The organism is Candidatus Culexmicrobium sp. (genome assembly GCF_058356305.1).
The window spans coordinates 1-13,457 of sequence record NZ_JBTVBB010000029.1; the positions used below are offsets into that span (position 1 = coordinate 1).

Here is a 13,457-nt window from a genome sequence, read left to right on the forward strand (position 1 = left end):
ATTAGTATTGGCTTTATTATCCATGCCAATAAAGCCATTAGCATTAATGGTGGCACAGTTACTGTGAATATATAATATAATGCTTCTTCAAGTTTTGCTATTCCATATAGGGGGCTTAGTGAGGCTAAGGGTAGTGCTGTCCAGTATATTAATGATAATGCTTCGAGAATAACTAATATAGCTAACATTATTGTTATGGTATTACTGATTTGTACTATCTGGCTTTTAATTAAGATTATAGCTGACATTACTGATAATGCAACAATTACTTCCCCTATACCAGTTAGAGTATAAGCTACACTTAAACTCATAATTAATGTTGACATTAGAATTAATTTTCTCTTTGACGGTAAAGCTGATTGAATAAGCAGCATGGTTGATAATATTTGTATGATGAGCAAGATTTCTCTAGACCATTCCACCTGAAAATTTCTTGTTAAAGTTATTCTATGTACCGTGGGATAGTAATTTACCCTAAATAGGTGAAGTAACATTATAATTGTTAATATTGTTTGACATGCAAGAATTGCTGTGTTCACCGTTTTACTCTTCAATGATTCCACCTTTTCTCTTCTAGTAATAAGAGTTCACTGAAAATATGTTAATTTTATCTTGATTAAATATGTAAGATTTTAATTTAAATGATTATCATGAAAAAATCTTTAAATAGTTTCATTAATATAGAATTTTCGGTGAACTAGTTGCCTAGTGATGATAATGATGTTATCGTTATAACTGTCGATTTTAAAACTCTATTGGCAGTTGTAGCGATAACATTATTGATTGGGGGGATTATAGTCAGCTATATATTTTCTCTAGCAACCTATATTGCTCCATCACAAGATTACCCTCTATACATCCAAAATGCCTTCACAGCTGATCAAAATGGCAACCCCAAAAATACCTTTAAGAGAGGGGAAATTGTCCTTGTCAATGTAACTATTGAAATGGCTTTGCAGTATTACTTTAATACTGAAACCTATTATTTCGGTGTTCCGACTAGATTTCTAGTGCTTTTACAATTTGTCCATGACTATGAACCTGTATATCTTGGCTTTGTAGTGGCTGAGCTTCCTCCAGGTGAGAGTAGATCTTATGGTGTTGGCTTTAGGATTCCTGATACTGCTCCATTTGGCGATTATACGGTTAAAGTTATGGTTTGGAGTAACTGGCTAGATAAGGGTGGTGTAACCTTAGCATACAATAGTGGTTTGGAAATTACATTTAGAGTTGAAGGCTGATGGCGATGGGTCGGAGTTATCTTAGAGAAGTGATAATTACTATTCCATTAATTCTGTTAGTGCTTTATTCTTCTTTTATTCCAATATCATTTGCAACGTTATCTGTTGATACTGATAAGGATACTTATTATCTAGGTGACTTGGTTACTGTTAGTGTTAGTGGTGCTACTCCTAATGGACATGTAAACTTACAGGTTAATGATCCAGCTGGCACTCCTGCATATGTAGATGAAACTATTGCTTCTTCTACTGGAACTGCCACTTTTAAGTTTAAGCTTCCAACTACTTGGTCTACTGGCAGTTATACTGTTATAGTTACTGATTCTTCTACTGGAGCTTCAGCTTCTACTACTTTTAACGTTGAGAAGGCACCTCCACCTCCTGAGGTTGGTAGAGTTTTGATTTCTGCTGATAGGACTGAGGTTGAGGTTGGTGGTTCAGTGACGTTTATTGTTACTGTTTTGGATACTAATGATGAACCTATGGCTAATCAGCGCGTCTACCTCTATGTTGAGAATAACCTTATCGCTTCTAAGTTGACTGCCTCTAATGGTAAAGCAATTTTCACTGTCACCTTTGATGTGCCTGGCTATTATGATGTTTATGCTAAGGCTGATACAGTTAAGTCTAGTATTGTTACGATTTATGTTTATAGGGCTCCGTCAAGGGTCACACGTATAGAATTGAGTGCTAATGTAACTGAGATTGATGCTGGTGGAAGTGTACTGCTTTCTGCTGTTGTTTATGATCAGTATGGTGATATTATGGCTAATGTTCAGGTTGACTTGTATATTAATGGCTCCTATTACACTTCAGCTAAAACTTCTAATGAGGGTGTGGCTACTTTCATTGTTACTTTAAGGGAGAAGGGAACCTATGAATTCTATGCTAGGGCTGATACAGTTAAATCTGATAGTGTTTATGTAGTTGTTCGTCCTCCTCCACCACTTAAGCCTAAAGTAACGATAGTTGACATTAATGTTGATAAAATTGAAGTTTTAGTTGGTGGTTCAGTTAAGGTTAGTGTACGTGTGCTTGACCAGTTTAATAAGCCTATGGCTGATGTACTGGTAAAGCTTTATGTTAATGATACGCTTTATGCATTAAATAGAACTAATGTGAATGGTAAGACATTCTTCAGTGTAGTATTTGACAAGGCTGGAACCTATGTGCTTCAAGCTGAGGCTGAGGGTGTTAGGTCTGTTGAAGTATTAGTGTTTGTATCTCCACCACCGCCTCCACCTCCACCAATTATGCAATATTTAGTTTACATTGTATTGCTATTGATTATAGTGGTGGCCATAGTGCTAGTGTTGTATTATAGGAGGCGAGAATACTAGTATGGCAATGCATTATACATCTAATCTCTTACTTAATTTAGTTGAATGTCTTCATAGTGTTAGTTGAAATGGAGTGGCGTTTTCTACTATATATGATGGTTGAATTATGCTTGTAAGATTAATTATGAACATCATATGTTGAATGTAGGGTTAACTAATATTGTTTCAGCTACTGCTTGAGGATTTAGATTAATAGTATTTTCCTAGGACTATTTTCCCCATGATTACTTTTCTGGATGCTCCTGTTGCATTTGGCATGTTGTTGAAGTGGCCATGAATTACTTCATTTGCTAATATTACCATTAATAGTGGCTCTTTTGCTTGTGTAGGTATTCCAAATTCTTCGTGGAATCTTATTTTTACTTCTCTTAGTTCTTCTTTTAGCATTTTTATCAACGTTTTATTGTATGCTCCTCCTCCACCTATAATTACTTCTTCAGGTATTTCTGGGAGATACTTTTTGTAGCTTTCAGCTATTGTTCTGGCAGTGTATTTGGTTAGTGTTGCAATTAAGTCCTCATTTTCTACTTTTAATTTTCTTGCTTTTTCAAGTATTTTTTCTGCAAATTTTATTCCAAACTCTTCTCTTCCAGTTGTTTTTGGTGGGTTTCTTCTTAAGTATGGGTGTTGCATTAGCCATTCTAATAGTTTCTCTGAGATTTTTCCCTTGGCTGCGATTTCTCCATTTGGATCGTAGTTTAACTTTCCTTTAGTTATATAGTTGGTGAAGTAGTCTATGAGTATGTTTCCAGGTCCAGTGTCGAAGGCTATTACGTTGTTTATTGTTGCATTTTTAGGTATGTATGTTACATTTGCTATTCCTCCTATGTTTTGAATTGCCCTCGAAATTTCTTTACTTCTAAAGATTATGTAGTCTGCATATGCTGATAGTGGTGCTCCTTCACCATTTACCGCCATGTCTTTAGGTCTGAAGTCAGCTATTGTAAGTATCCCTGTCTCTTCAGCTATTATTGATGGCTCCCCTATCTGTAGAGTTGATTTTACTTCATATCTCCCTACTCTTGTCTTCTTTGGTTGATGATATATTGTTTGTCCATGGCTTGCTATGAAGTCTATTTCACTTATATCTATATTGCTTTCTTCAGCTATTCTTATTGCTGCTTCTGCAAATATTTTGCCTATGACAAAGTTCATTAAACATATTTTTTCAACTGTACTTGTTTTAGGATTGAATAGTTCAAATATTCTCTTTCTAATTTCCTTTGGATATGGATATGTTTTATGTGATATTATCTTGAATTTTGTGTTTAACCAGTTTCCCTTTATTTCAGTTAGTATTGTTGATACTCCATCTACTGATGTACCTGACATTAATCCTATTGCCTTTAGACTTTCCTTTTCCTGTAGTTTTGCTAGTTTTCTAATTGGATTCATGCTTTTCCTCAAATGAATATTTATTGGATTTATTTTACTTTAGATATTTCTCTAGGAATATTATTGCTGGGAACAATATTTTCAATGCGTCTTCCACTTTTAATATTACATGTCCCATGTCTGGTGCTATGTGAGCTTCAAAGGTTTTCTCATTTTCTAGTAGTTTCATGCAGTATTTTAGTACTGGTTTTAGCGGTGTCCTTGTATCGTTTTGTGGATGTATTATACATATTGGAGCTTTCAGTTTTTCTATAAAGTTTATTGCTGATCTATCCTTCCAGAGTTCCTTTTTGCCTGCAAATAGTATTTCTATGAATTTTTTGAATATGGAGTCGCTTAAATAATACATTTCCTCCCAGTCTACTATTCCTGCTCCTGCTACTCCACATTTCCATAAATCAGGATATTTAACTGTTGCTAGATAGGTCATGAAGCCGCCATAGCTGTAGCCCATTATCGCAATTTTATCTTCATCTGCTATTCCATTTTCAATTGCATATTTCCTTGCATAGACAATGTCCATTAAGTCTCCTCCACCTGGATCACCTATGTCTAGTCTTCTAAATTCTTCTCCATATCCAGTTGACCCCCTAAAGTTTGGGGCTAGTACATGGTATCCTGACACTAGAAGTGAGCTTATGGTTCTATTCCATGAATCATTTACTTCAGCCCACGGGCCTCCATGTACATATATTATTGTTGGCCCTGGCTTCGACACTACTTTGCTTTCAAATATGTACATTGGAATTTCTAGTCCATCGAAGCTTTTATATTTGGTGAATTTTATGTCTCCAAAGCATTTTGAAATGTGCTCTGGAATCTTTGCTCCTAGAATTTCTTCAATCTTACCATTTACTAGATTTACCTTTAATATTCTTGTGGGTGTTTTTGCGGATGACCATGTAACATAGACTTGTTTTCTATATATGTAGGCATTACTTGTAGTTCCTTCGGGGAGTTTTACCTCCTTTCCATCTATGAATAGTTTTGTTCTACCGTTGATTTCACCTATGAACCATATTCTTCCATCTTCAGTCCAGTCATAGTTTATGTATTCTGCAAACTTATACTTCTTATAGTCTTGGCTTGGCAGTTCTATTTCCCTTAGCTTATCTTCATAATAATCGTATATTACTAGTTTTTCTTCTCTAAAGGCGTTTGTTGAGAATAATATTTTTCCATTAAATATTCTTGGCGGCTTACATGTTGCCCCTTCCTTTGGAGTGTATATCTTGAATTTTCCGTCTTTAAGATCATATATGAATATTTCAAAGGTTTTTGGATCCTTAAATGAACCATATCCGGCGATTAAATTTTTACTGATACTTGAAACTATAGTTAAGGCTTTTATTCCATAAACTTTCTCATATCTCCCGTTTAGTTCGGCTGTATAGATTTCTACTTCTTTTTCACCTGCACAGCTGAGAGCTATTTTTTCTCCATCAAATGATATTCCAAAGATTCTTCTGGGTTTAAAGTCTATGATTGTTTTCTCTTCTAAATTATTTACATTTATCGAGAATACTTGATGTAACTCTTTTCCTCCACTTACATCTCTAATATAGATTACTTGTGGAGATTTGGATTTAATGTCTGCAACTCCGCTTATTCCCTTCTTTGTTAGTCTTAATGTCTTATTGGTTTTTAGATCTAGTGTCCATAGGTCTCTTATACCCTCTTTTGTTGACATGTATATTAATTTGTCATGTGTTACTCCTTCAACTCCATATAATGGTAGTTTAATTAATTCTTCTATATTTTTCAATTTATCTATGATGCTTGTTGACATAATTTTCCCAAGTATAATTAGTGTTGTAGTTGTTATTAAGTTTCTTAATGCTGATTTACAATAATGATTATTTATAGTTCGTTTTCAAATAGGATTGTTAAGATGAAATTATGGGTTGGGTGACTTGATTGGATTTAGATTTCCTTTCTGGTCAGTTACTTATGATTGGCTTTAGGGGTACTGAGTTTAATAGTGAGCATAAAGATTTGCTTAAGACTTTAAAGCCTTCTGGAATTATATTGTTCAGAAGGAATGTTGTTAGTCCATGTCAAGTTGGTGAGCTAGTTAGTGACTTTCAAACTTATGCTAAGGAGATTGGTTTACCTCCACTTTTTGTTTCAATTGACTATGAGGGTGGAATTGTAATTAGAATTAGTAGCGGTGTTACACCTATTCCTAGTGCCATGGCTATTTCAGCTACTAGGCGGGTTGAGAATGCTAGAATTGTTGCTGAAATCGCTGCTAAAGAGCTTAAAGCTATGGGTATAAATGTTAATTTAGCACCTGTTGTTGATGTAAATTCTAATCCTCTTAACCCTATAATTGGTGTTAGATCTTTTGGTGACGATCCATTGGAGGTTGCAAGATTTTGTGAGATTTACATTGAGTCTCTTCAATCTAATGGTATTATGGCGGTTGCAAAGCATTTTCCAGGTCATGGTGACACTTTGGTTGATTCTCATCTTAATTTACCTGTATTGAATTTAGATTTAGATACTATGTTGAGGAGGGAGCTTATTCCATTTAGGGCTGCTATTGATGCTGATGTTTCAGCTATTATGACTGCTCATATAGCTTATCCTCAAATTGATGATTCCGGCCTTCCTGCAACTCTTTCTAAAACTATTATAACTGGCTTGTTGAGGGATTGCCTTAAATTTAATGGCCTTGTTATGACTGATGCCCTAGAGATGAAGGCTATATATGATCGTTTTAGTCCTCGTGAAATTGCTGTTTTGGCATTGAATGCTGGGGTTGATTTGCTTCTTCCTTGTTCTAATTATGACTTAATGCTTTCTCTTAAGGATGAAATCGCTAGAGGTGTGAGGAGTGGAGAGATTAGTAGAGATAGGTTGATGGATATTTATTTGAGACTTGAAAAGTTTAGGAGGAAGTTTAATCTTTACTCATACAAGTTTAAACCTGAGCACTTATTGGTTGTTGGCTGTCGAGAGCATAGGAATTTGATTTCTAATGTTTATATGTCTTCAATTACTTTGGTTAAAAATGATAATGTTATTCCGTTAGATGGTGACTTGACTTCTATTGGAGTAGTTTTTCCTAAGATTGTTGTTGAAAGATTTCTTAGTTTTGATAATTTTTCTCTATGGCTTAATAAGATTCTCAGCAATTTTTGTAGTGATATTAGAGTTTTTATGTATGAGACTGATCCTTCTAATGAAACTATTAACTATGTTTTTGATGGTTTAAGGGGCTGTGAAGTTAACTTGGTTTTCACTTATAATGCATTGTCGAATAGGGGTCAAGTGGAGTTGGTTAGAAGGCTTATGGATGTAGGTGATTTAATTGTTGTTGCTTCTAGGGATCCCTATGACATATTGGCTTTTCCTGAAGTCAAATGTTATATTGCGACTTATGGTTTGAATGATGTTCAGCTTAGATTTTTGATTAGGGCTTTATTTGGTGAATTGAGTTTTAGGGGTGGTTTGCCTGTGAATATTGATGGGCTTTTCAGTAGGGCTCCTTTAAGTGTAGATTAAGTGTTTTTCTCTCTCAATTGCATATATATCCAAGTCTTTTTCCAGCTCGTCTAGTATTTGCCATGGATTTTCTCCTTCATCTATCATTTCTCTAAGTTTACTTGTTCCTGCCAGGTGGTCTATGAAGTATTTTTCTTCTCCATCTTTTATGCTTTTTATCCATTCAAATTTTTCTGGATACATTTTCTTAACTGTACTTAGAATGTGTATTCCAATTTCGAATGGTTTTAAATCATCTTTGTCGGTTATGTGGATTTGTATTCCTCCACATACTTGGTTTTTATATTTTGAAGTGTATGGGATGAAGTAGATTGGTCTAAATTTTACTCCACTTAAACCTTCTTTATTTAATTTTTCAGCTAGTTTTTTAGCTTTAATCCATGGGGCACCTATTACTTTGAATGGGTTTGATGTTCCTCTTCCCTCAGATATGTTTGTTCCTTCAATTAATGTTGTTCCCACATATGTTATAGCTGTTTCTGGTGTTGGAATGTTTGGGGATGTTGGTATCCATATTAGATTTGTGTCTTCAAACCAGTAGTCTCTCTTCCAGTTTTCCATTGAAACTACTTGTAGTTGGGCTTTTAGATAATATTTTTCATTTAATAGTAGTGCTAGTTCACCTATGGTCATTCCATATCTAACTGGTATTTCAGCTATTCCTACGAAGGATTTGAATTCTGGTTTTAGTATTGGTCCTTCAATTACTTCTCCATTTAATGGATTTGGTCTGTCTAGCACGTAAATTGGCTTCTTAGCTTTGCCGCATGCTTTGATGCAGTAGTATAGGGTTGAGATGTAAGTGTACCATCTTACGCCGACGTCTTGTAGGTCGAAGATTAATGCATCTAATTCTTCAAGTATCTCTTTTGGTGGTTCGTAGGTTTCTCCATATAGACTGAAGATATCTACGTCATACTCATCGTTGTGGATTATTCCCTTTATTTTATATGTGTCTGGTTTTTCTCCTGTGAATCCATGCTCAGGTGAGAATACTATTTCTACTCGGCATCTCCCTTTTCTTTTTGCCTCGTCTACTATGTGTGTTAATTCGCTTGTGACTGATGTTTGATTTGCCACTATTCCAATTTTTAATCCTCTAATTCTTCTGAAGTCTTCTTTTACTAGGATGTCTAGTCCTGTTTTAACTTTTGTTTTTCTCTTCACTTTTTCTCAGCTCCTCGGCTAGTTTAATTGCTTTTGTGGGTATGTTGTTTGCCATTCTTAAGAGTGTTTCTGCTTGTTGCTTGGTTACTTTTGCTTTTGCCATTACTATTGCTACTGTTACGTTTCCATGGGCTTCTTCTAGTAGTCTTGATGCTTCTTCATAATTTACATCTGCTTCCATCATTATGATTCGCTTTGCTCTTTCAATCAGCTTTTTACTTACTGGTTCTAGGGATACCATTAGGCTTCCATGTACCTTTCCAAGTTTAATCATTACTGTTGTACTTAGCATTGTTAGGATCATTTTTTGTGCTGTTGCCGCTTTCATTCTTGTTGAGCCAGTTATTACTTCTGGTCCTGTTTTTGGGCATATTATTGTATCTGCATGTCTTGTTATGGGTGAGTTGCATGTACTTGTTATTGCTATTGTCTTTGCCCCTAGAGTTTTAGCGTATTTTAGGGCTGCTATTACGAATGGTGTTCTACCACTTGCTGAAATTCCTATTACTACGTCTTTGCTGGTTATTCTTCTTGCCTTTAATTCTCTTATAGCCATTTCTTCATCGTCCTCTGCTCCTTCTATTGGTCTGAACATTGCTCCTGGTCCGCCTGCTATTATTGCATCTGCAGTTTCCGGCCCAACATTATAGGTTGGAAGTAGCTCTGCAACGTCTATTACTCCTAGTCTTCCACTTGTTCCTGCACCTACATAGATCCACTTTCCACCCTTTTTTATTGCATTGACTATTACTTCCACTGCTTCAGCTATTTTTGGTATTTCTTTTTCAATTGCGTATGCAATTTTTTTGTCTTCTTCATTTATTACTTTTAGTATTTCGATGATTGATAGTTCACTTATTTTTTCGAATTTTTTGCTTGTTTTTTCTGTTTCTATTTTTAGTAGTTCTTGGAAGACTTTCTTGTCTCCTTTAATTTTCCTCATTTATTAAACCCCATTTTCTAGCTGTTTCTATTAACTTTTCCTCTACTTCTCCTTTAACTTCTATTCCTAGATAGTTTAGGGCTAGCATTAATGCTCCTGTTACTGGTTTTAGGATTGGTTTTTCTAGTTTTGCTTTTATCTTTTTTTCTCTTAATCTTTCTTCTATTGGTTTTATAATGTAGTCTCCAGCTTCAAATACTCCTCCCGAGTAGTATATAGGAATTTCCTCCTTTTCTATTCCTAGTTTCTTTATTACTGTGTATATCATTTCAGCTAAATTTTCTCCTGCTTCTCTCAGTATTCCTATGGCTATTTTGTCTCCTAGTGATGCACATTTTGAGACTATTTCTGCTATTGATGCTATTTCTGCTATTGTTATTTTCCTTCCATAGGCTATGTCTACTAGTTGGCTTGGATTTTCAATATTAAATTTTTCTAGTATCATACTTGTTAGTATGGTTGTTTTCCCTCTTCCATCATGGGCTTTCATTACTTCTCTTAATGCCTTTAATCCTATCCAGTAGCCACTGCCTTCATCGTCTAGTAGATATCCCCATCCTCCTGCACGTGCAATTTTTCTTTCTCTATTTATTCCAAGGGCTATCGATCCTGTTCCCGATATTATTATTACTCCTGGCTTCATTTTTGTAGCTGCAGTTAAGGCTATCATGGCGTCTGAAACTATTACTATTTTTTCAGTAATTTTCATTTCTTTACAGATTTCCCTTATTATTTTTGAGCATCTCTTTCTCTCTGTTCCTGCGATTCCGAGTACTGTAATTAACGCTTTTCCATCTACTCTGCTAATTTTAATTGCATTTTTTATGGCTTTTTCAAGTTGTATTGCTACTGTGTTTCTATCAGTTATGTTTATGTTTGTTGATCCTGCCTTTCCAATTCCCATTATTTCTCCTTTTAATGTTGATATTGCTGCTATTGTTTTTCTTCCACCTCCATCTACTCCAACAATGTATTCCATTATCGCCCCTCGTTGCTTCTGATTTATTTATTGGTAAAGTTATACGTAACGTTTTTAGTTTTCCCTTATATTTTAATTAATCTGAACTATTTTGATTGGACGTGTTTGAAATGTCTATTGAGTTAATTGCAGTGTTGCTCGCTTTTGTTGTGCTTTTTATTTTACTTCTTTTTAGGGTTAACCTGGTTACTTCAATTTTTACTTCAACCTTTATATTAACTGTTCTTACTGTTCCTTTACATGTCCTCATGGATGCTTTGTTTAATGTTGATTTTTATTTGAGGATGTTGGAGCTGGTATTAACTGTTTCTTTGATCACTATTTTTGGCTTTTATTATCAAGAATCTGGTTTTTTGGATGGCTTGGTTGAGTGTTTGATGGGTTTAACTAGGAATGGTAAGCATGTCATGATGCTTGTTCCAGTTATTTTTGGCTTGCTTCCAACTCTTGGTGGTGTTTTACTTTCTGCCTCCATCATTGGTATTGAAGGTAAACGTTTAGGTGTTAGTAGAGTGGTTAAGAATTTTGTTAATTTATGGTTTAGTCATAGTGTTTCCCTTATCTTTCCTCTTGGGGTATTAATTGTCTATGCTTCTCTTCTTACTGGTGTTTCTGTTTTTGAGATTGTTTATTACTTGTTTCCATCCTTTTTTATTGCTTTAATTCTTGGATATTTTTTGGGTTTGAGGGGGTGTAGGGATGGAGTTTTGGATGTTTATGGTAGAAGAGAAAAAATAAATTTTTTTATAGATTTCTTTTCTCCCTTGTTGGCTTCAATTATAGTTGCCTTTTTTGCTAGATTTGCTTTTGGAATTGCTGTTTCAATTTTAATTGGAATCTTAATGATTTTGTTTTCTTCTGGATTTAGGGTTTCAATTCTATTGTCCGCTATTTGGAAGAGCCATTTTTATAAGATTGCATTGTTTTCTGTTGCCGCTATGTTGTTTAGAGTGGTTTTAAGTCTCTCTAGTGTTTCGAGGTGGATTATGTTTTTGAGTTTTGATGTTCCTGGATTTATTGTCTATACAGTTTTTCCTTTTATCCTTGGTTTCCTATTAGGTTCTCCTATTGCGGCTTTGACTTTTTCTTTTTGCATAATTTTTTCAATTAATGGTTTTCTTCCTGCTTGGATTGTTAGCTTAATTTATGCTTTCACCTCGTTTGGGTGTCTTGTTTCTCCTTTCTATTCAAGTTTTATTTCATCGTCAAATTATTTTAAAGTGAGAATGCTTGACATTTATCCTAGATTACTTATTGCTACTTTTATTACGCTTTTAAGTGTCATTATTTCGGTTTATATTTTAGGTGGCTTTATTTTATGGTTTTTAATTGATTTGTTTAATTGTTTCAAAGCTTCATATTTTGCTGTGATCTTTAAGGTTTTTGAGTATATTGTCGGTTTTTTCAATGTATTGGTGGAGAGTTTCATTTTACAAACAGTTTTAAGTTATAGGTTGTCTGAGGGTTTGACTTTATCTTAATTGAATTGTAGTTTAGAAGTATACTTTTTCTGGTTCTCTTATTATTGTAATTAACATTGTCAGGGTGATTATTGAGAATATAATGTCTATTGTGAATGGTGTAATTGGGTTTACTTCATATCCTGCGCCTGCTATATATCCTATTGGGATTAGTATTAGTTGGCTTAGCATTAATCCTACGGCGTTTATTCTTCCTCTTAGTCTTCTTGGTGTTAGGTCTGCTTGTAATGTCCTCAGTCCTGCTGATATTCCACTTCTAGTTACTGTTATTGATATTATTGCTAATAGGAAGGTGTAGAAATTGTTAGCATTTATGAATAGTAGGGTTGATATTATGAAGGCTATTGATAGTATTATGCTCATTCTTCTTTTCCCGTACTTGTCTATTAGGTATCCTATTGTTATTCCAAGTATTATTGAGAATGCACTTGAGATTGTTAGTATTAGTCCCCATGAAAAAATATCTAGTCCTTTCACCTGTGTATAGTATAATATTCTATATTGTCCCACTGTTTGTCCTAGTCTTCCTATGAATGATGCTATTAATATACACCATATTTCCTTTGGTATTTCTTTTAATGTTTTGAATAGGTCTTTCATGGCCATGTTGATTGATGTTTCTTCCTGTTGTTTGACTTTTAGGGTTTCCTTTAGGAATAATATTCTTATTGTAGCTGCTGTCATTCCACTAATAAATTGGAGTGTGAAGGCTAGTCTTACCCCTGTGTTGAAGCCGTATGTCTGGATTAGTAGTGCTCCTATGGTTGGAGAGAATATGGCTGGTATGCTTGGTAGATAGCTTTGTAGTGTGAATCCTATTCCTCTATATTCTGGTTTTAGTGAATCTGCAGTCATTGCTCTTAGGGCTGGCATGTAGATTCCAGCTATTGCTGATATTATTACTGCCATGAATGCCCATTTCCAGTCTGCTGCGAATACGTAGAATAGATATGATGATGCCATGAAGAATGTCATTATTGAAATTATCTTTTTTCTACCCCCTTTGTCTGCTATGTATCCTCCTGGTATGAATATTAGGAATCTAATTATTGATGAGACTGATGACATTAAGCCTATTATGGTTGCACTTCCACCTAGAACTTCAATTATGAAGGGTGATCTATATGGTTGAGCTAGCCTCATTGAGAAGCGCCAGACAATCCAGCTTGATAGTAGTACTAGAAAATTTCCTTTCAATATTTCTCTCCATACTTTTATGTCTTTTAATGTGAACTTACTTCTATCAATGCTGATTAGTTCTGGTGTTTCACCTTGCATTTCAAGTGCACCACTGTTTTTGTAGATTTTATATTATTTGTTTGACTGGTCTTTTATTGTTTTCTAATTGATTATTTTTTTGATTTGGTCTAATTACAACTTTTATATTAGGTTTCTCTAAGT

Annotated in this window: 11 protein-coding genes; 4 read left to right on the forward strand and 7 right to left on the reverse strand. The window is 34.6% G+C overall.

Going from position 1 to position 13,457, the window contains the following annotated elements:
* A partial coding sequence (locus ACW8TM_RS08025) for a hypothetical protein (protein ID WP_491532773.1) occupies positions 1-554 on the reverse strand: 554 nt, incomplete at its 3' end.
* Between the two features lie 147 nt (positions 555-701).
* Between ACW8TM_RS08025 and ACW8TM_RS08030 the strand changes: the two genes are divergently transcribed.
* Positions 702-1,241: a hypothetical protein gene (locus tag ACW8TM_RS08030; protein WP_491532774.1), complete on the forward strand. Its 540-nt coding sequence runs from the start codon at positions 702-704 to the stop codon at positions 1,239-1,241.
* Between the two features lie 5 nt (positions 1,242-1,246).
* Positions 1,247-2,581: an Ig-like domain-containing protein gene (locus ACW8TM_RS08035; protein WP_491532775.1), complete on the forward strand. Its 1,335-nt coding sequence runs from the start codon at positions 1,247-1,249 to the stop codon at positions 2,579-2,581.
* Positions 2,582-2,770: 189 nt separating this feature from the next.
* Here ACW8TM_RS08035 and ACW8TM_RS08040 read toward each other — a convergent pair whose 3' ends face one another.
* Positions 2,771-3,976, reverse strand: coding sequence for an anhydro-N-acetylmuramic acid kinase (locus ACW8TM_RS08040; RefSeq protein WP_491532776.1), 1,206 nt, complete (start codon positions 3,974-3,976; stop codon positions 2,771-2,773).
* Between the two features lie 34 nt (positions 3,977-4,010).
* Positions 4,011-5,765 carry a S9 family peptidase gene (locus ACW8TM_RS08045; protein ID WP_491532777.1) on the reverse strand — a complete coding sequence of 585 codons (1,755 nt, stop codon included), beginning with the start codon at positions 5,763-5,765 and terminating at the stop codon, positions 4,011-4,013.
* Positions 5,766-5,893: 128 nt separating this feature from the next.
* Between ACW8TM_RS08045 and nagZ the strand changes: the two genes are divergently transcribed.
* On the forward strand, positions 5,894-7,486 hold the full coding sequence (gene nagZ / locus ACW8TM_RS08050) for a beta-N-acetylhexosaminidase (RefSeq protein ID WP_491532778.1): 1,593 nt from the start codon (positions 5,894-5,896) through the stop codon (positions 7,484-7,486).
* On the opposite strand, the gene ACW8TM_RS08055 is transcribed toward nagZ, so the two are convergent.
* The 3 genes from ACW8TM_RS08055 to ACW8TM_RS08065 are packed head-to-tail and all read right to left on the reverse strand — an operon-like array spanning position 7,472 to position 10,575.
* Positions 7,472-8,653, reverse strand: a complete 1,182-nt coding sequence (locus ACW8TM_RS08055; protein ID WP_491532779.1) for an exo-beta-N-acetylmuramidase NamZ family protein — start codon at positions 8,651-8,653, stop codon at positions 7,472-7,474. The genes nagZ and ACW8TM_RS08055 overlap by 15 nt on opposite strands.
* Positions 8,631-9,596, reverse strand: a complete 966-nt coding sequence (murQ, locus tag ACW8TM_RS08060; RefSeq protein ID WP_491532780.1) for an N-acetylmuramic acid 6-phosphate etherase — start codon at positions 9,594-9,596, stop codon at positions 8,631-8,633. Before murQ ends, ACW8TM_RS08055 begins: the two co-directional genes overlap by 23 nt.
* On the reverse strand, positions 9,583-10,575 hold the full coding sequence (locus ACW8TM_RS08065) for an N-acetylglucosamine kinase (RefSeq protein WP_491532781.1): 993 nt from the start codon (positions 10,573-10,575) through the stop codon (positions 9,583-9,585). Before ACW8TM_RS08065 ends, murQ begins: the two co-directional genes overlap by 14 nt.
* 110 nt (positions 10,576-10,685) lie before the next feature.
* Between ACW8TM_RS08065 and ACW8TM_RS08070 the strand changes: the two genes are divergently transcribed.
* Positions 10,686-12,056 (forward strand): DUF401 family protein, encoded by a 1,371-nt coding sequence (locus ACW8TM_RS08070; protein ID WP_491532782.1) that lies wholly within the window; start codon positions 10,686-10,688, stop codon positions 12,054-12,056.
* 12 nt (positions 12,057-12,068) lie between these two features.
* Here the strand turns inward: ACW8TM_RS08070 and ACW8TM_RS08075 are convergent, their stop codons facing one another.
* Positions 12,069-13,334 carry an MFS transporter gene (locus ACW8TM_RS08075; RefSeq protein WP_491532783.1) on the reverse strand — a complete coding sequence of 422 codons (1,266 nt, stop codon included), beginning with the start codon at positions 13,332-13,334 and terminating at the stop codon, positions 12,069-12,071.
* Positions 13,335-13,457 lie beyond the last annotated feature (123 nt).